The sequence below is a fragment of the Halomonas denitrificans genome (assembly GCA_019800895.1).
Taxonomy (GTDB): Bacteria; Pseudomonadota; Gammaproteobacteria; order Xanthomonadales; family Wenzhouxiangellaceae.
Map to the genome: position 1 here is coordinate 638,823 of JAHVKF010000002.1, position 16,426 is coordinate 655,248.

Consider the following 16,426-nt stretch of genomic DNA (forward strand, 5'->3'; position numbering starts at 1 on the left):
CGCTGTCCGAGTCGATCGCGTTCGTTCCAGTTCGGCCCGGCGGCTTCGAGGCCGTCGAACCGACCTGGATCCGGTGCCGGAGATCTAGCGGTCGCGCCGGGTCGGCTTGCCGTGGCGCTCGACGTCGAGGACTTCTTCGTGGGGTTCGCCGTGGCGGAACTCGATGACCGTCAGGACCAGGCCGATCAGGAGCAGGGAGAACACGATGATCGCGGCGATCAGGAAGTAGGACTCACTCACGGCGCGCTCCCTTCCGGCTCATCAGGCTGGAGAGTTTGAAGTAGATGCCGAAGGCGAGAATCGAAGGGACCCAGATCGCGGTGAACAGCGCGTGCTCGGTCAGACCGTTGAACCAGAAGAAGGCCGATAGCGCGAAGGAGATGCCGACCGCGATCAGGATGAACACATCCGAGAGCTTGAACATTGCCCGGACTCCATGAATAGGTGAGACGCCACGATGACCGCAGGCCCGTACAGGTCCCGTGAACGCAGAACTGTCTTCTCGGGGAGGACGACTTCAGGGGGCGGAAGACTCCATGGGGCGGACTACAGATCGTCGACTACATGTCGTGGAAGCCGATCGCCGCGAGCATCAGGCCGCCGACGGCCACGCCGGCCGGCGTTCGAAGGCCTTCGATTCCGAACACCTCGATCATGTCCGGAATGCCGGGGACGAAACCCAGGGGAAGCCAGAGGGCGATCGGCGCGACGATGGCCAGGCCGAGCAGGCCGAGCGCGCGGCGGCTGCGCCGGCGCAGCAGGCGATGGGACGGATCGAAGTTCATGCCGGAGGCTCGAGGCGAGTGAGCGATGATCCTACCGGTCCGGCGCAAGCGGCCCGTCGACGGGCCGGATCAACCGCTCGCGCGTAGCGCCTTGTCGGCCGGCACGTAGTCGTAGCCGAGGTCCTTGGCCACTGCTTCGTAGGTCACCTGGCCGCGGTGGACGTTGAGCCCGCGCAGCAGGTGTTCGTCGTCGAGCATCGCCCGCGCCGCACCCTTGTTGGCCAGCTGGACCGCGTGGGCCAGGGTGGCATTGGTCAGGGCGAAGGTGGACGTGCGGGCGACCGCACCGGGCATGTTGGCCACGCAGTAGTGGATGATGCCCTCGACTTCGTAGGTGGGATCCTGGTGGGTCGTCGCCTTGCTGGTCTCGAAGCAGCCGCCCTGGTCGATGGCCACGTCGACCAGCACCGACCCCGGCTCCATGATCTTCAACTCTTCGCGAGTGATCAGCTTCGGCGCCGAAGCGCCGGGAATCAGCACCGCACCGATGACCAGGTCGACGGTGGCCAGATGCTCGTCGATCGCCTCGTCGGTGGAATACAAGGTGTTGAGGCGGTCGCCATAGAGTTCGTCGATGTACTTCAGCCGGGTCAGCGATCGATCGAAGATGGTGACGTCGGCGCCCATGCCCATCGCCATCCGTGCGGCGTTCAGGCCCACCACGCCGCCGCCGAGCACCATGACCTCGGCCGGCCGGACACCCGGCACGCCGCCGAGCAGCACGCCCGAGCCGCCCTGCGCGCGCTCCAGCGCGTGCGCCCCGGCCTGGATCGACATCCGGCCGGCGACTTCGCTCATCGGCGCCAGCAGCGGCAGGCCGCCGCGCGCATCGGTCACCGTCTCGTAGGCGATCGCGGTGCAGCCCGATTCGACCAGCAGCCGGGTCTGCTCGGGGTCCGGCGCCAGGTGGAGGTAGGTGTAGAGCACCTGGCCCTCGCGCAGCATCCGACACTCGTTCGGCTGCGGTTCCTTGACCTTGATGATCATCTCGGCGGCTTCGAAGATCTCCTCCGGCGTGTCGATGATCGTGGCGCCGGCGCGTTCGTAGAGGTCGTCGGTCAGGCCGATCGCCTTGCCGCCGTCCTTCTCGACCAGGATCTCGTGGCCGTGACCGGCCAGTTCGCGGACGCCGGCCGGCGTCAGGCCGATCCGGTACTCGTGGTTCTTGATTTCCTTGGGTACACCGATGCGCATGCCGTCGTCCTTGTCGATCGTTGCAAGACTGGTCGTGGAGGCCGGCGGCCGACTGCCCGGAAGCAGACGCCTCGACAACCGAGCTACCCTCCAGGCCGCCCGGTTCGTACCGGCACGAAGCGATTCTAACTCCCGGCGCCTCCCGGGCAGCGTCCGCGGTCCGTCCGTTGTCCGTGTTTCGCCCTCCGTTCCTTCGCTCGTCCTGCGGTGGTCGCACGTTTTCCGCCGAATCGTCGCTCAGTCATGCATGGGTCGAACCCGGCTTCTCAAAGAATCCCGCGAACCAGCCGTGATATTGAGAATCATTCGCGTTTGTTGTATGTTTCGCTCATGGGACAGCCTTCGTCATCCCATGCAGGCCCCAGCCAGCGTTTCGTGACGCCAGCCAGGTCCTGTCCGATCCCGCGATGCGAACGCCGAGGCCGTCGCCCGATCGACCATCCGGTGAATTCGTCGATGTACGTCGAACCCAGGACTGAAGCCACAGTGAGCCACGCTACCTCCTCCGACTCTCGCACGATCGACGCCCGGCGCTCGGGCGCGCGCGGAACCCGACCCGGCCCGGAAGAAATCGACAGCCTGCTGCTGCTCGGTTCGAGGAAGCGGGTACTGATCCAGCACCGAGGTCAGACCTACGAACTGCGCGAAACGCGGCTTGGGAAACTGATTCTGACCAAATAGCGCATAAGGATTCTTCGCGTTCGGCCAATCGCCCCTTGCCGCGCCAGGCCCTGCTCTTTCCGATCGACGAAGAACCCCGCATACGCCGAGGCGATCGGCAGGCCATCCTGATGATGGTCGGAGCGTTCAGCGCCGCCTTCACCGTTTCCGAAACGCTCTTCGAGGAACGGGGCATGCACGACCACATACGCTCGGGCACCGCCGAAGCGGTGTTTCTCGTCGAGGCCAGGAACGATCGATCCAGGTCTGTTGCGCCGGTCCGGCGCCATGCTATCTTCGCGACTCCCAACGATTGGAAGGAGAGCCCTGATGATCTCGACGATGCTCAGAAACACGGTTCTTGCCCTGGCCCTGGCTGCGCTCGTGATGCCGGCCCAGGCATCGCTGATCTCGACCGGCGACGCGCTGGCGATCGAACAGGGGCAGTTCGAAGACCGGATCGAGGCCTACCTGCTACGCGACGACGTGGCCGCGGAGCTGTCGCGGCTGGGCGTTAGCCACGAGGTTGCGATGGCGCGCGTGGCTCGCTTGAGTCCGGCCGAAGTCGAGCAACTGGCCGACGGTCTCGAAGACCTTCCCGCCGGGGAGGGCGTCGTGGTGATCGCCGGCGTGGTGTTCATCGTGCTGCTGCTGCTCGAAGCCGTGGGCGTGACCGACATCTTCAAGTCGACCTGATCGCGCGCGCCGCCCCTACTCGACCCGCCGCCCGGCGGCGGGTCGCAATGACGTTGCTCGACCCCGTTCGAATCATCCACCGCCTGGCCTTCGCCACCGCACTCGTGCTGCTCGGCGGCTGCGCCACCCTCGACGCGCAGTTTCCCGACGGGCTCGATGACCGCGTCGACCTTGCCGACGTGCCCTTCCACCCCCAGCTCGACCACCACTGCGGGCCGGCCGCGCTGATGACGGTGCTCGGCGCGACCGGGATTCGTCCCGAGTACGACCGGCTGGCCGAGCGGGTCTACGTGCCGGGCCTCGAAGGCAGTCTCCAGGTCGAGATGCTGGCCGCGGCCCGCGACTTCGGACGCATTCCCTTCCGCGTGCCGGGCTCGTTCGATGCGGTGCTCGGAGAAGTCGCCGCCGGGCGGCCGGTCCTGATCCTGCAGAATCTGAGACTGCGATCGCTGCCGGCGTGGCACTACGCGGTGGTCGTCGGCTACGACCGGCCGACGGAGCGGATCCTGATGCGCTCCGGCCAGGAGCGAACGATGTGGACGCCGGCCGGAACCTGGCTGCGCCAATGGGACTGGGCCGGCCGCTGGGCGGCGGTCGTCCTGCCGCCCGGGGAACTGCCGATCGATATCGAACCGGCTTCGGCGTTTCATGCACTGGCCGATTTCGATGAACAGGCCGATCCCGTCGAGCGCGCCGCCGCCTGGCAGGCTGCCGTCGAACGCTGGCCGGATTCGCCCATCCCGCGCCTGGGCGTGGGAAACGCGGAGTTCGCAGCCGGGCGGATCGATGCTGCCGCGGAGGCCTTCGAGCACGCGATCGCGCTGCAGCCCGACCACTGGCCGGCTCGATTGAATCTCGCCCTGGTCGATCTCGAACGCGGTCTCGAATGCGCCGTGCGCGATCGCCTCGAAGCCGAACCCCTCGAACCCGGCCACGCGCTTTCGGCCGTGTATGAAGACGCCCTTGAACGCGCCCGGTCGGCCTGCGAGGCCGAGCGGTCGAACCGGCTCGATCAGTCCTCGCCGTCGTCCGGGGCGCCGCCGGTCACGAAGACCTTGCCGGTCGACTCGGAGATCGCCGTCCGGTAACGCGCCTCCAACTGGGGTCGGCGGATCTTCAGCGTCGGCGTCAGCAGCTCGTTGTCGACGGTCCAGCGCTCCCGGATCACGATCAGCCGATCGAGTCGCTGGTGCGGTTCGAGCTCGCCATTGACCTGCTCCAGCGTCTCGACCAGCCGGGTCCGAACCTCCCGAAGCGGCAGCTCGATCTCTTCGGGAAGCTGGATCAGCGCCAGCGGCTGGTCGCGTCCGTCGCCCAGCACGCAGGCCTGTTCGATCAGTTCGTTGCGGGCCAGCAGGGATTCGATCGGCACCGGGGCGATGTACTTGCCCTTGGTCGTCTTGAACACTTCCTTGACCCGGCCGGTGATCGAGACCCAGCCGTCGGCGTCGATCGATGCGCGATCCCCGGTCCGGAACCCTTCGTCGACCATGCACTCCCGGGTCAGCGCCTCGGCCCGGTAGTAGCCCTGCATCATGCAGGGGCAGCGGATCAGCAGTTCACCGTCGGCGGCGGTCTTCAACTCCACTTCCGGCAGTGCGCGGCCGATGCTGCCGATGCGCGGCCGCTCGCCACGGCCGGTCTGGGTGCCGTAGGCGAAGGTTTCGGTCATGCCCCAGCCTTCGCAGATCGTCACGCCGACCCGGTCCCACCATTCCAGCAGCGCCGGCGCGATCGGCGCCGACCCGGACGCGAACCAGTCGGCCCGGTCGATCCCCAGCCCCTTCTTCACCTTGCGCCGGATCAGTCCCGCGACCCCCGGAATGCGCAGCAAGGTGTCGAGGCGCTTCTGGGGCAGCTTCTCCAGGACGCCGAGCTGGAACTTCTTCCACAGGCGCGGCACCGAGCCGAACAGCGTCGGACGCGCGTGCGCGAGGTCGTCCATGAAGGTCTCGACGCCCTCGACGAAGTGCAGCGTGCTGCCGGCGTGGAAGCTTCCGGCCTCGACGTAGGCGCGCTCGGTGCAGTGCGACAGGGGCAGGTAGGACAGCACGCGGTCGCCGTCGCGAACGCCGATCGCCTCGGCCAGCGCCTTGCCGACGAACAGGAAGTTGCCGTAGGAATGCATCGCGCCCTTCGGTTCCCCGGTCGATCCCGAGGTATAGAGGAGCGTGGCCAGGTCGTCGTCCGCGCGCGGCACGGGGATGAATTCGGGGCCGGGGTGGTCGATCCAGTCGTTCCACTGGCGGACGCCGTCGGCGCCCGGGTACGGCATGGCGATCGTCAGCACGTCGTCGGGAACGCCTTCGAGCTGCTCGGCCGGGTGCTCGAGCTTGCCCACGAATGCCGCACGACAGCCGCTGTGTTCGAGAATGCCCCGGATCGTCGCCGCACTCGCGGTCGGGTAGACCGGCACGCTGACCACGCCGGACAGCAGCATCGCAAGGTCGGCGAGGATCCAGTGCGCGCAGTTCTTCGAGATCAGCCCGACGCGGTCACCCGGCTCGATGCCTTCGTTGCGCAGCATCGCCGCCACCCGCTGCGCTTCCTCGACGGCTTCGGCCCAGGTCCAGGTGATCCATTCGCGATCGATGGGCTGGCACAGGTAGGGCTGGCCCGGCGTTGTCTTCGCACGATCCAGGATCAGCTGCTGCAGGGGATGGAGCATTGCGGCACTCGCGGGAACCGGACTCGAGTATGGGAGCGCGGTCGAGCTTGCGTCAAATCGTCCGGTGATCGGGCCGATTGCCGGATCGAGCACCGGGTCGTGAACTCGCCGGACTCACTTGCCGATGCAGAACGAGGAGAAGATCCGCCCGAGCAGTTCGTCCGAGTGCAGCGTGCCGGTGATCTCGCCCAGCGCCTCGGCGGCGTCGCGAAGCTCTTCAGCCAGCAGTTCGCCGGAGCGGGTCGCCGCGAGTTCGTCGCGTCCCGTTTCGAGATGGACCCGGGCCCGTTCGATGCAGTCGACGTGCCGGGCGCGGGCGGAGGTCACGGCTTCGGCCGCGCCCTCCAGGCCCAGGATTTCGGCCAGCGCGGCGTCGAGCTCGGCCAGCCCGCTCCCGGTGGCGGCTGACAGGCGGACCCGCGGGCCGTCGCGCGCCGGCGCTTCGCCGACCGCGTCGATCTTGTTGCGGATCTCGATCAACGGCCGGTCCGTCGACGGCCGCTGTTCCGGGCGCGGGTCGGTGGCATCGCGGACCCAGAGCACCACGTCGGCCTCGGCGAGTTCGGCCTCGGCCCGCCGCACCCCTTCGCGCTCGACCGGGTCCTCCGTATCGCGTAGCCCGGCCGTGTCGGCGAGCACCGTGGGGATTCCGGCGAGGTGGACGGTTTCGCGGACGACGTCGCGCGTCGTGCCTGGAATGTCCGTGACGATCGCTGCATCGCGCTTGACCAGCGCGTTGAACAGGCTGGACTTGCCGGCATTCGGGCGACCGACGATCGCGATTCGCAGGCCGTCGTTGAGCACCTGCCCGGCTCGTGCGGCCTCCAGCAGCGTGCGGCTCGCTTCGATGCAGCCGTCCACGGCCGCCGCCACTTCGCCGTCGGCGAGGAAGTCGATGTCTTCGTCGGGGAAGTCCAGCGCGGCCTCGACGTGGACCCGGACCCGCGTGATCCGCTCGGCCAGGGCCGCAACCTGTTCGGAGAAGCGACCCTCGAGGCTGCGTCGCGCCGCCCGTGCGCTGCGCTCCGACGTGGCCGCGATCAGGTCAGCGACCGCTTCGGCCTGGACCAGGTCGAGCTTGTCGTTGAGGAATGCTCGCTGCGAGAACTCCCCGGGACCGGCGCGGCGGGCGCCGAGGGCCACGCAGGCGGCGACCACGCGCTCGAGCACCACCGGCGAGCCGTGCAGCTGTAGTTCGAGAACGTGTTCACCGGTAAACGAGGCCGGGGCCCGGAAAAACAGGGCGAGGCCGTCGTCGATCACCTCGCCGGTTCCGTCGCGGACTTCGGCGCGCGCTGCCGTTCGTGGTGCCGGGCGGCGTCCGAGCAGCGCCTCGGCGATCGCGGGCACTGCGGGGCCCGACATCCGGACGATGCCGACGCCGCCCTGGCCGGGCGGCGTGGCGATCGCGCAGATGGTGTCGGTCATGGCGTTCCGGTCGGGTCAGACTCGCCGATTCGGCGAAGCGCGTCGATGCCGGGCACGTCAGGCCCGGGCGCGCGCCTCCTCGGCGTCGATCTGGCGCAGGATGATCCACTGCTGCAGCAGCGAGATGCCGCTGTTCGACGCCCAGTAGAGCACCAGGCCGGCGGGGAAGAACGCGAACAGCACGGCAAAGGCGACCGGCAGCCACTGCATGATCTTGCGCTGCATCGGGTCCATGCCGGCCATCGGCGTGAGCCGCTGGGTCAGGATCATGAAAGCGCCGTTGATCACCGGCAGGATGAAGTACGGGTCCGGCCGGCTGAGGTCGGGAACCCACAGGAAGCTGGCCTGGCGCAGCTCCACCGACTCGAGCAGCACCCAGTACAGCGCGATGAAGATCGGGATCTGGACCAGGATCGGCAGACAGCCGCCGAGCGGGTTGACCTTCTCCTTCTTGTAGATCTCCATCATCGCCTGGCCGAACTTCTGGCGATCGTCGCCATAGCGTTCCTTCAGCTGCTGGATGCGCGGCTGCAGCTTGCGCAGCTTGCCCATGGAACGGAACTGGGCCTGGGTCAGCTTGTAGAACGCCAGCTTGATCAGCAGCGTCAGCAGGATGATGGCCACACCCCAGTTGTTGACCAGGGCGTGGATCTTGTCCAGCAGCCAGAACAGCGGCTTGGAGAACACCGTGAAGATGCCGTAGTCGACGGTCAGGCTCAGGCCGGGCGCAACGTCGTCGAGACGATTCTGCTGCTTCGGCCCGGCGAACAGGCGTGCGTCGAAGCGCGCGCTGGTGCCGGGCTCGACCCGCATCGGGGTCGACGTCGACGCCAGCGCGAAGCGGTTCGGCACCACCTGGTCGACCAGGCGGGTGGTGTAGCGGTGGGCCGAGTCGGCCGGCGGGATCCACGCGGCCAGGAAATAGTGCTCGACCATGCCGGCCCAGCCGCCTTCCAGGGTCCGCTCGAAGCGTTCCTCACCGAACTCGTCGAAGGGCAGCTTGACGAACTTCTCTTCCGGATCGAACACCGCGGCACCGTTGAAGCTGATCCGCTCGGGGTTGGTGAAGCTCATCCCGTTGCCCATCCGCTCCGGCGAACGCTGCAGCTGCAGGTAGCGGCTGCCCTGCCAGGCCTGCTCGCCGTTGTTGACGATCTCCGTGGCGTGCTCGATCACGTAGTCGTCGCGGTGGAAGGTCCAGCGAACCTCGACCTCCAGCCCGTTGTCACCGCGCCAGGTCAGCGGAACCTCCAGTCGATCCGCGTCGGCCGGCATCTCGTAGTAGGTGCGGTCGTAGTCGAAGCGGGAGCGGTGGGTGGGCGCGGCGCGGTCGGCGTCGACCAGGCCGACCTGGGCCACGTGGTAGCCGATCGCCTCCTCGCTCAAGAGAGAAAACGGCCGTTCCGGCTGGTCGACGCTGACCGGGTATTCGCGCAGACGCAGGCCGACCAGCGAGCCGCCGACCGGGTCGATCTCTGCGATCAGCTTGTCGGTGACGACCTCGATCCGCTCGCCGGACCGGATCTCGGCTTCGGCCTGGACCGGCGCCGGCGTATCGGACGGCGTGCTCGACGGAGCGTCGGGCAACGCGGGGACATCGACATCGTCCGGAACGTCGGCATCGTCAGGCAGCGAGTCTGCCGTGCGCTGGTCGGCGGGGAGCGGCTCGACCGGCGCCGGCGCCTCGGGCGAGAAATCGCTCTGCCATTCGACATAGATCATGAAGCCGAGGAAGGCCAGCAGGAGGAGAAGCAGGTTACGAGTACTCATGCGTGGAAACGGCTCCAGAGGTCGTTCAGTGATTGTCGAAGTTCTGCGTTGTCGATGGCGGCTGCGCCGGGCAATGCCCGGACCACGAAGTCCAGCGCGGCAAGTCCGGGTCGCTGCAGCCGGAACGACTCCCGTATCTGGCGGCGTACGCGGTTGCGTTCAACCGCGTTGCGCGCCACGCGGCGCGACACGGTCATCCCCAGGCGCGCGGACGCGCCCGGGACGTCCGGGACGAGGTAATGGATTCGGAAGTAGCGGCCCGACCGTGCCTTGCGCGAGGCGAAGACCCGGTCAAAGGCCCGGGCCCCGGTCAGCCGGGCGTCCCGGGGCAGGCGCAGATCATTCGGCATCGGGGAGTCAACGCGAGCCGGGTGCCGAGCGCGCCGGACGGGTGTTAGGCGGACAGGCGCTTGCGGCCGCGGGCGCGACGGGCGTTGATGATGGCCCGACCCGAGCGGGTCGCCATGCGTGCGCGGAAGCCGTGCCGACGGGCACGCTTGATCCGGCTGGGCTGGAAAGTACGCTTCATGATTGCAATCCTTGGAATTCGGCTTCGAGTGCCATTCGTGTTCGATTGGTGCTTGCTTGATTCGTCGGCCCGGGCACCGCGAGGGCCGAAAAAGACTGCGAAGTATACCCCGACGCGGCGCTCGGGAGCAAGTCGGTCGCGCCTGCGTCCGTCGGGAACCGGACCACGTGGACAATTGGGCGGGGCTTGCCTAGACTGACCTGCCGGCGCGGCCTGTATCCTGACCGATTCGACACCGCCGCACGCCCGCCCTGGATCCGATCGATGCACGACGACCCGTCACAACTCTGGCACGCCTGCCTCGAACGACTCGAGCGCGAGATTCCGCTGGAGGAACTCAACACCTGGGTGCGCCCGCTGCGGCCGCTGGTCGCCGACGGTCCGGGCGTGCGCCTGCAGGCGCCGAACGACTTCGTCCGCGAGCAGGTCCTGGCCCATTACATCGGCACGATCCGGGACTTCTTCGCCCTGCACGACGTGCCCCGCGAGTCCGTCGACGTGGTGGTCGGCTCCGGCGAGGCAGAGCCGACGCCGGCACGCAGCGGCCGTCGCCGCTCCGGCGGCGGGGCGACCGGCCTGGACGACCACTACCGCTTCGACAACTTCGTTCTCGGCAAGTCCAATGAACTCGGGTTCGCCGCTGCCCAGCAGGTCGCGCAGGACCCGGGCAAGGTCTACAACCCGCTCCTGCTCTACGGAGGCACGGGGCTGGGCAAGACGCACCTGCTCCACGCCGTCGGACACGCCCTGGCCGAGCAGGACCGCGAGCGCAACGTGGTCTATCTCCACTCCGAGAAGTTCGTCAGCGAGATGATCCAGGCGCTGCGACGAGCGTCGATCGACGATTTCAAGGCGCGCTACCGGTCCGTCGACGCGCTGCTGATCGACGACATCCAGTTCTTCGCCGGCAAGGACCGCTCGCAGGAAGAGTTCTTCCACACCTTCAATGCGCTGCTCGAATCCCGTCAGCAGATCATCCTGACCTGCGACCGGTACCCCAAGGAAGTCGAGGGCATCGAGGCCCGGCTGCGGTCGCGATTCGGTTGGGGGCTGTCGGTTCCGATCGAGCCGCCGGATTTCGAGACCCGGGTCGCGATCCTGATGAAGAAGGCCGCCGAATCGGGTCTGGATCTCGACGAGGCGGTGGCCATGCTGATCGCGCGCCGCATGCGTTCCAACGTCCGCGACCTGGAAGGCGCGCTGAACTCGCTGCTCGCCAACGCGCGATTCACGGGGCGAACGATCGACGAGGACTACACCCGGGAAGTGCTTCGCGACGTGCTCGCCGTCCACGATCGACAGATCACGCTGGAGAACATCCAGAAGGTGGTTGCCGCCTTCTACCAGCTGCGGGTCGCCGATCTTCTCTCGAAACGACGCACCCGCAACATCGCCCGGCCACGCCAGATGGCGATGTTCCTGGCGAAGTCGCTGACCCAGCATTCGCTGCCGGAAATCGGCGACGCGTTCGGCGGCCGGGACCATACCACCGTGCTACACGCGTGTCGTAAAATCGAGAGCTTGTGCGAGACCGACGCCCGGTTCCGGGAAGACCGTGCCCGGCTGCTGAGGGAGCTGACGGCGTGACGGCCCATGCCGACCTCGACCTGGGCGCGAGCGACGGGGCGGCGGGTCGCGAGACAACAAGCCCGGGAGAACCGACGGGAAAAGCTGTGGATGAAACGGGCACAAGCTTCACGCCCGGAGTTATCCAGATTTCATCCACAGCTTGCGCAACCGGTGCTGCACCGGGAGAATTTCGGTAATTGGTTGATTGCAAAGGGTTTTGTGCGGTTCTCCGGTAATTCACAGGCCCTGTTATTACTGGTTTGATTAGATTTATCCAATAAACAACCGATCACCCGAATGTGATCGAACCTGCGCCCGATCGAGCGATCGACTCGAGGCCCAAGGAGCCGTGATGAAGTTTTCGATTCAGCGAGAAGCGTTGCTCGTCCCGATCAGCCAGGTCGTCGGCGTGGTCGAGCGGCGGCAGACTCTGCCCGTGCTGGCCAACTTCCTGCTCGAGGTCGACGAGGACCAGCTGAAGGTCACCGGCTCGGACATGGAGGTCGAGATGGTCGGGACGGCATCGGCCGAAGTCGCCCAGCCCGGCGCGATCACCGTTCCTGCGCGCAAGCTGGTCGACATCTGCAAGGCGCTGCCTGAGGGCGTTCGGATCGACGTCCAGCTGAACGGCGAGAAACTGGCCCTGCACGCCGGGCGCAGCCGCTTCACCCTGGCGACGCTGCCCGCCGCCGAGTTCCCGTCCAGCGACGCATCGGGCGACGCGGACCGGCTCGAAGTGGCCGAAGAACGCCTGCGCTGGCTGATCGACAAGACGGCGTTCGCGATGGCGAACCAGGATGTTCGCCACTACCTCAACGGGTTGCTGCTCGAGTTTCGCGGCGGGCTGCTGCGCGCCGTGGCCACGGACGGCCATCGCCTCGCCCTGGCCGAGATCGAGGCCAGCGTGGACGGCGACGGGCGCTCGCTGATCCTGCCCCGCAAGGGGGTAATGGAGCTGTCGAGGATGCTCGGCGACGAGGACGAGCCGGCCCAACTTGCGCTGGGACGTAATTTCGTCCAGGTCACGCGCCGGGGCCTGACCTTGACGAGCAAGTTGATCGACGGCCGCTTCCCGGACTACGAAGCCGTGATTCCGATGAGCCAGGACAAGGCCATGACCCTGGATCGCGTGGCGTTCATCCAGGCGCTCCAGCGGGCGGCCATCCTGTCGAACGAGAAGTATCGGGGGGTCCGGATCGAGTCCAACGACGGCTCGATCAAGATCGTGGCGCACAATCCCCAGCAGGAGGAAGCCACGGAAGAAATCGAGGCCGAGCACAATTACGACGCGCTGGTCGTCGGATTCAACGTCAACTACCTCCTCGACGCGCTCGGTGCCGTCGACGGCGAAGGGGTTCGCCTGTCCCTGAAGAGCGCAGACAGCTCTTGCCTGGTGACCGCTGTCGACAACCAGGACGTCCGCCAGGTCGTGATGCCGTTGAAGCTGTGATGAACGGCCCCGGCCTGTTTCCGGGGCGCTCCCGCACGAGTCGGCCGTGAGCCTGGCCTCCCTGCACCTCGAGAACGTACGCAACCTCGCGGACGTTCGCCTCGATCCCCATGAACGCATCAACTGGCTGTACGGCGAGAATGGCGCCGGCAAGACCAGCGTGCTCGAAGGCCTGCACCTGCTCGCTCGAGGTCGTTCCTTTCGTGCCGGCTCCGTGGGCTCCCTGATCCGCGACGGCCAGGAGCGCCTTCGCGTGGTGGCCGAGCGAAAAGCACCGGAGATGATCATGGGGATCGAGCGCAGCCGGGGTGGTTGGCGGGGGCGGATCGATGGTGCGGACTGCGGACGGGTCAGCGAATTCGCGCTTCGCTTGCCGATGGTGGTCGTCGAACCGGGCAGTCACCAGCTCGTGGCCGGCGGCCCGGACGTGCGCAGGAATTTCCTGGATTGGGCGTTGTTCCACGTGGAACACGACTACCTGGCGCGCTGGCGTCGGTACGCGCGCCTCCTCCGGCAGCGAAATGCGGCATTGAAGCAAGGCGCAAAGGAGTCGGTGCTGGACGCGCTCGAGCCTCCGATGGCCGAGGCTGCCGACGGGCTGGATGCTGCTCGGGGCAACTACGTCCGCCGCCTGGCCGCTGCAGCAGGCGAAGTGCAGAAGGCGACAGCGCTCCGTCTGGCCGAGCTGGAGTTTCACTATCGCCCCGCGACCGCGGACGCACAAGGCCATGCCGACGCGTTGAGGTCCGTCAGAACGCGCGACAGGGAACATGGCTTCACCTCGGTAGGGCCCCACCGGGCGGATCTGGTTCTGCGGAGTGCCGGCCGGCTCGCCGCGCCCCGCTTGTCCCGCGGGCAGGAAAAACTCGTCGCGTTCCTGCTGAAACTGTCCGAGCTGGTCACCCTCCCCGATCAGCCCTACCGGCCGGTGCTGCTCCTCGACGACCCCGTGTCGGAACTCGACTCAGACCACCTGCGTCGCGTGCTGCAGTGGCTGCAGGGTCGATCCGAGCAGGTCTGGATCACGGCCGTCGAACCCGCTCCGGAGTCCCTCGGAGCGCTGTTCCACGTGGAACAAGGCGGAATTCGCCGGATGGTATAATTCGGTGTTGATATCCGAGCCGGATTCGCAGCCCGCGAGCGCCGGTATCCACGCCGAACAACCAGGCAACCGAATGAGCGAAAACTACTCCTCCGACAGCATCAAGGTCCTCAAGGGCCTGGACGCGGTCCGCAAGCGTCCGGGCATGTACATCGGGGACACCGATGACGGAACCGGCCTGCACCACATGGTGTTCGAGGTCGTCGACAACTCGATCGACGAGGCGCTGGCCGGTCACTGCGATCACATCGTGGTGAAGCTGCACGAGGACGGGTCGGTCAGCGTGACCGACAACGGCCGCGGGATTCCCGTCGACCTCCATCCGGAGGAAGGCAAATCCGCTGCCGAAGTGATCATGACGGTGCTGCATGCCGGCGGCAAGTTCGATGACAACTCCTACAAGGTGTCCGGTGGCCTGCACGGGGTCGGCGTATCGGTGGTCAACGCGCTTTCGGAATCGCTGGAGCTGGTGATCCACCGCCAGGGCAAGCGCTGGAGTCAGACCTACCACCTCGGTGTGCCGGAGTCTCCGCTGGAGGCCACCGGGGACAGCGACCGGACCGGGACCGACATCCGCTTCAAGCCCAGCCGCGAGATCTTTACGGACGTCGAATTCCACTACGACATCCTCGCCAAGCGCCTGCGCGAACTCAGCTTCCTGAACTCCGGCGTCGCCATCGAACTCGTCGAGGAACGCACCGACAAGCGCGACCGCTTCGAGTACGAAGGCGGCATCCGGTCGTTCGTCGAGCACCTGAGCGCAAAGAAGTCCCCGTTGCATCCCAACGCAGTGCACTTCCAGGCCGAGCACTCCGACATCACCGTCGAAGCGGCACTGCAGTGGACCGACGCGTACCAGGAAAGCGTGTTCTGCTTCACCAACACCATTCCACAGCGCGACGGCGGGACCCACCTGGCCGGTTTCCGCGCCGCAGTCACCCGAACCCTGAACAACTACATCGAGGAATCGGGCCTGGCCAAGAAGGCCAAGGTCCAGGTCACCGGCGACGACTGTCGCGAGGGCCTGATCGCCGTGCTCTCGGTCAAGGTGCCCGACCCCAAGTTCTCGTCGCAGACGAAGGACAAGCTGGTTTCCAGTGAAGTCAAGCCGGCCGTGGAATCGACGCTCGCCGACAAGCTGCGCGACTACCTGCTCGAAAACCCGCAGGACGCCCGTACGATTGCGTCGAAGGCCATCGAAGCAGCCCGTGCGCGCGAGGCGGCGCGGAAAGCGCGCGACATGACGAGGCGAAAGGGCGTGCTCGATGTAGCCGGCCTGCCCGGCAAGCTGGCCGACTGCCAGGAGAAGGATCCGGCCCAGTCCGAACTGTTCATCGTGGAGGGCGACTCCGCGGGCGGTTCGGCCAAGCAGGGCCGCAACCGTCGGTTCCAGGCCATTCTCCCGCTGAAGGGAAAGATCCTGAACGTCGAAAAGGCACGCTTCGACAAGATGCTGGGGTCCGCCGAGGTCGGAACCCTGATCACCGCGCTCGGCACGGGGATCGGCAAGGACGAGTACGACGCGGACAAGCTTCGCTACCACCGCATCATCATCATGACCGACGCCGATGTCGACGGCTCGCACATCCGGACCCTGCTGCTGACCTTCTTCTACCGGCAGATGCCGGACCTCATCGAGCGCGGCCATGTCTATATCGCCCAGCCGCCCCTGTTCAAGATCAAGCAAGGCAAGCAGGAGTGGTACCTGAAGGACGAGCAGGAACTGACCCGCTACCTGATCGAGCGCGCCCTGGACGATGCGCGCCTGTACCCATCCGGCGACCAGCCTCCGGTGACCGGAGAGTCGCTCGATTCGCTGCTCACCGATTTCCACGCAGCGCGCCTGGCCGCGAACCGCCTCGAACGGCGCCACGATGCCACGGTCATCAATCAACTTGTTGATTTCGAGCCTTTTTCTACCGACCCGGGCTTCGATGTCGCTGGCTGGTCAGCGCGGTTCAAGGCGCGCCTTGAAGGCGCCTCACCGGCGGGTGTGCAGTGGACGCTCCAGCCCCTGGAGCAGGGCGGCGTCGTGATCAGCCGCCTGAGCCAGGGCATCGGCCAGGACACGGTGCTCGACCGCAGTTTCTTCGAGAGCCCCGATTACCGGATGTTTGCCCGGATCGGACGGGCCGTGCACGACCTGCTCGCCGACGATGCACGCATCGAGCGCGGGAAGCAGGCCCAGCCCGTCCGCCGCTTCGCCGACGTCTATGCCTGGTTGATGGACGAAAGCCGCAAGGGTCGTAGCATCCAGCGCTTCAAGGGTCTCGGGGAGATGAATCCGGACCAGCTCTGGGAGACGACGGTGAATCCCGACACCCGACGACTGCTCCGGGTGACGATCGAGGACGCCGTTGCGGCCGATGCGATCTTCGCGACGCTCATGGGCAACGAGGTCGAACCGCGGCGCGACTTCATCGAGAGCAACGCGCTGAACGTATCCAACCTCGATATCTAGACCGGGCACCCATCGGGGCCCGCCCCTTCGTCGACTCCGCCCGAGGCGCCCGCAGGCGCGCGTGCTTCCGACGATCAGAGTGACGCCGGTTTCGGTGGAGATCGGCGATTTTCG

General features: G+C 66.8%; 17 protein-coding genes. 7 read left to right on the top strand and 10 right to left on the bottom strand.

The window, feature by feature from the left end; translation table 11 throughout:
* Positions 1 to 84: 84 nt before the first annotated feature.
* From KUV67_06850 to ald, 4 genes are all read right to left on the bottom strand, one after another.
* A complete protein-coding gene (locus KUV67_06850; protein ID MBY6204594.1) occupies positions 85 to 240 on the bottom strand; it encodes a hypothetical protein in 156 nt (51 codons plus the stop codon).
* Entirely contained in the window at positions 233 to 424 is a 192-nt protein-coding gene (locus tag KUV67_06855) for a hypothetical protein (protein MBY6204595.1), read from the bottom strand. Before KUV67_06855 ends, KUV67_06850 begins: the two co-directional genes overlap by 8 nt.
* A 136-nt stretch (positions 425 to 560) precedes the next feature.
* Positions 561 to 785 (bottom strand): hypothetical protein, encoded by a 225-nt coding sequence (locus KUV67_06860; protein MBY6204596.1) that lies wholly within the window; start codon positions 783 to 785, stop codon positions 561 to 563.
* A 69-nt stretch (positions 786 to 854) separates the two neighbouring features.
* Entirely contained in the window at positions 855 to 1,979 is a 1,125-nt protein-coding gene (gene ald, locus KUV67_06865) for an alanine dehydrogenase (GenBank protein MBY6204597.1), read from the bottom strand.
* A gap of 456 nt (positions 1,980 to 2,435) precedes the next feature.
* Between ald and KUV67_06870 the strand changes: the two genes are divergently transcribed.
* The gene (locus KUV67_06870; GenBank protein ID MBY6204598.1) at positions 2,436 to 2,660 is read left to right on the top strand and encodes a hemin uptake protein HemP; all 225 of its coding nucleotides are present in this window, start codon (positions 2,436 to 2,438) and stop codon (positions 2,658 to 2,660) included.
* Here the strand turns inward: KUV67_06870 and KUV67_06875 are convergent.
* On the bottom strand, positions 2,612 to 2,929 hold the full coding sequence (locus tag KUV67_06875; protein MBY6204599.1) for a hypothetical protein: 318 nt from the start codon (positions 2,927 to 2,929) through the stop codon (positions 2,612 to 2,614). The two genes, KUV67_06870 and KUV67_06875, sit on opposite strands and share 49 nt — an antisense overlap.
* A gap of 40 nt (positions 2,930 to 2,969) precedes the next feature.
* Here KUV67_06875 and KUV67_06880 point away from each other — a divergent pair, with 40 nt between their 5' ends.
* Together KUV67_06880 and KUV67_06885 are read left to right on the top strand one after the other, a co-directional pair.
* On the top strand, positions 2,970 to 3,335 hold the full coding sequence (locus KUV67_06880; protein ID MBY6204600.1) for a PA2779 family protein: 366 nt from the start codon (positions 2,970 to 2,972) through the stop codon (positions 3,333 to 3,335).
* 47 nt (positions 3,336 to 3,382) lie between these two features.
* A complete protein-coding gene (locus KUV67_06885; protein MBY6204601.1) occupies positions 3,383 to 4,423 on the top strand; it encodes a PA2778 family cysteine peptidase in 1,041 nt (346 codons plus the stop codon).
* Here KUV67_06885 and KUV67_06890 read toward each other — a convergent pair.
* From KUV67_06890 to rpmH, 5 genes are all read right to left on the bottom strand, one after another.
* Positions 4,348 to 6,003: an AMP-binding protein gene (locus KUV67_06890; protein ID MBY6204602.1), complete on the bottom strand. Its 1,656-nt coding sequence runs from the start codon at positions 6,001 to 6,003 to the stop codon at positions 4,348 to 4,350. The two genes, KUV67_06885 and KUV67_06890, sit on opposite strands and share 76 nt — an antisense overlap.
* A 114-nt stretch (positions 6,004 to 6,117) precedes the next feature.
* The gene (gene mnmE / locus KUV67_06895; protein MBY6204603.1) at positions 6,118 to 7,431 is read right to left on the bottom strand and encodes a tRNA uridine-5-carboxymethylaminomethyl(34) synthesis GTPase MnmE; all 1,314 of its coding nucleotides are present in this window, start codon (positions 7,429 to 7,431) and stop codon (positions 6,118 to 6,120) included.
* A 57-nt stretch (positions 7,432 to 7,488) separates the two neighbouring features.
* On the bottom strand, positions 7,489 to 9,201 hold the full coding sequence (gene yidC / locus KUV67_06900; protein ID MBY6204604.1) for a membrane protein insertase YidC: 1,713 nt from the start codon (positions 9,199 to 9,201) through the stop codon (positions 7,489 to 7,491).
* Positions 9,198 to 9,551 carry a ribonuclease P protein component gene (rnpA, locus tag KUV67_06905; GenBank protein ID MBY6204605.1) on the bottom strand — a complete coding sequence of 118 codons (354 nt, stop codon included), beginning with the start codon at positions 9,549 to 9,551 and terminating at the stop codon, positions 9,198 to 9,200. Before rnpA ends, yidC begins: the two co-directional genes overlap by 4 nt.
* 44 nt (positions 9,552 to 9,595) lie before the next feature.
* Positions 9,596 to 9,730 (bottom strand): 50S ribosomal protein L34, encoded by a 135-nt coding sequence (gene rpmH, locus KUV67_06910; GenBank protein ID MBY6204606.1) that lies wholly within the window; start codon positions 9,728 to 9,730, stop codon positions 9,596 to 9,598.
* Between the two features lie 264 nt (positions 9,731 to 9,994).
* On the opposite strand from rpmH, the gene dnaA reads away from it, so the two are divergent.
* From dnaA to gyrB, 4 genes are all read left to right on the top strand, one after another.
* Positions 9,995 to 11,317, top strand: coding sequence for a chromosomal replication initiator protein DnaA (dnaA, locus tag KUV67_06915; GenBank protein ID MBY6204607.1), 1,323 nt, complete (start codon positions 9,995 to 9,997; stop codon positions 11,315 to 11,317).
* 334 nt (positions 11,318 to 11,651) lie between these two features.
* Complete coding sequence (gene dnaN / locus KUV67_06920; protein MBY6204608.1) at positions 11,652 to 12,749, top strand: DNA polymerase III subunit beta; 1,098 nt, start codon at positions 11,652 to 11,654, stop codon at positions 12,747 to 12,749.
* A gap of 46 nt (positions 12,750 to 12,795) precedes the next feature.
* Positions 12,796 to 13,851, top strand: a complete 1,056-nt coding sequence (gene recF / locus KUV67_06925) for a DNA replication/repair protein RecF (GenBank protein MBY6204609.1) — start codon at positions 12,796 to 12,798, stop codon at positions 13,849 to 13,851.
* A 73-nt stretch (positions 13,852 to 13,924) separates the two neighbouring features.
* Positions 13,925 to 16,312 carry a DNA topoisomerase (ATP-hydrolyzing) subunit B gene (gyrB, locus tag KUV67_06930; GenBank protein MBY6204610.1) on the top strand — a complete coding sequence of 796 codons (2,388 nt, stop codon included), beginning with the start codon at positions 13,925 to 13,927 and terminating at the stop codon, positions 16,310 to 16,312.
* Positions 16,313 to 16,426: the final 114 nt, after the last annotated feature.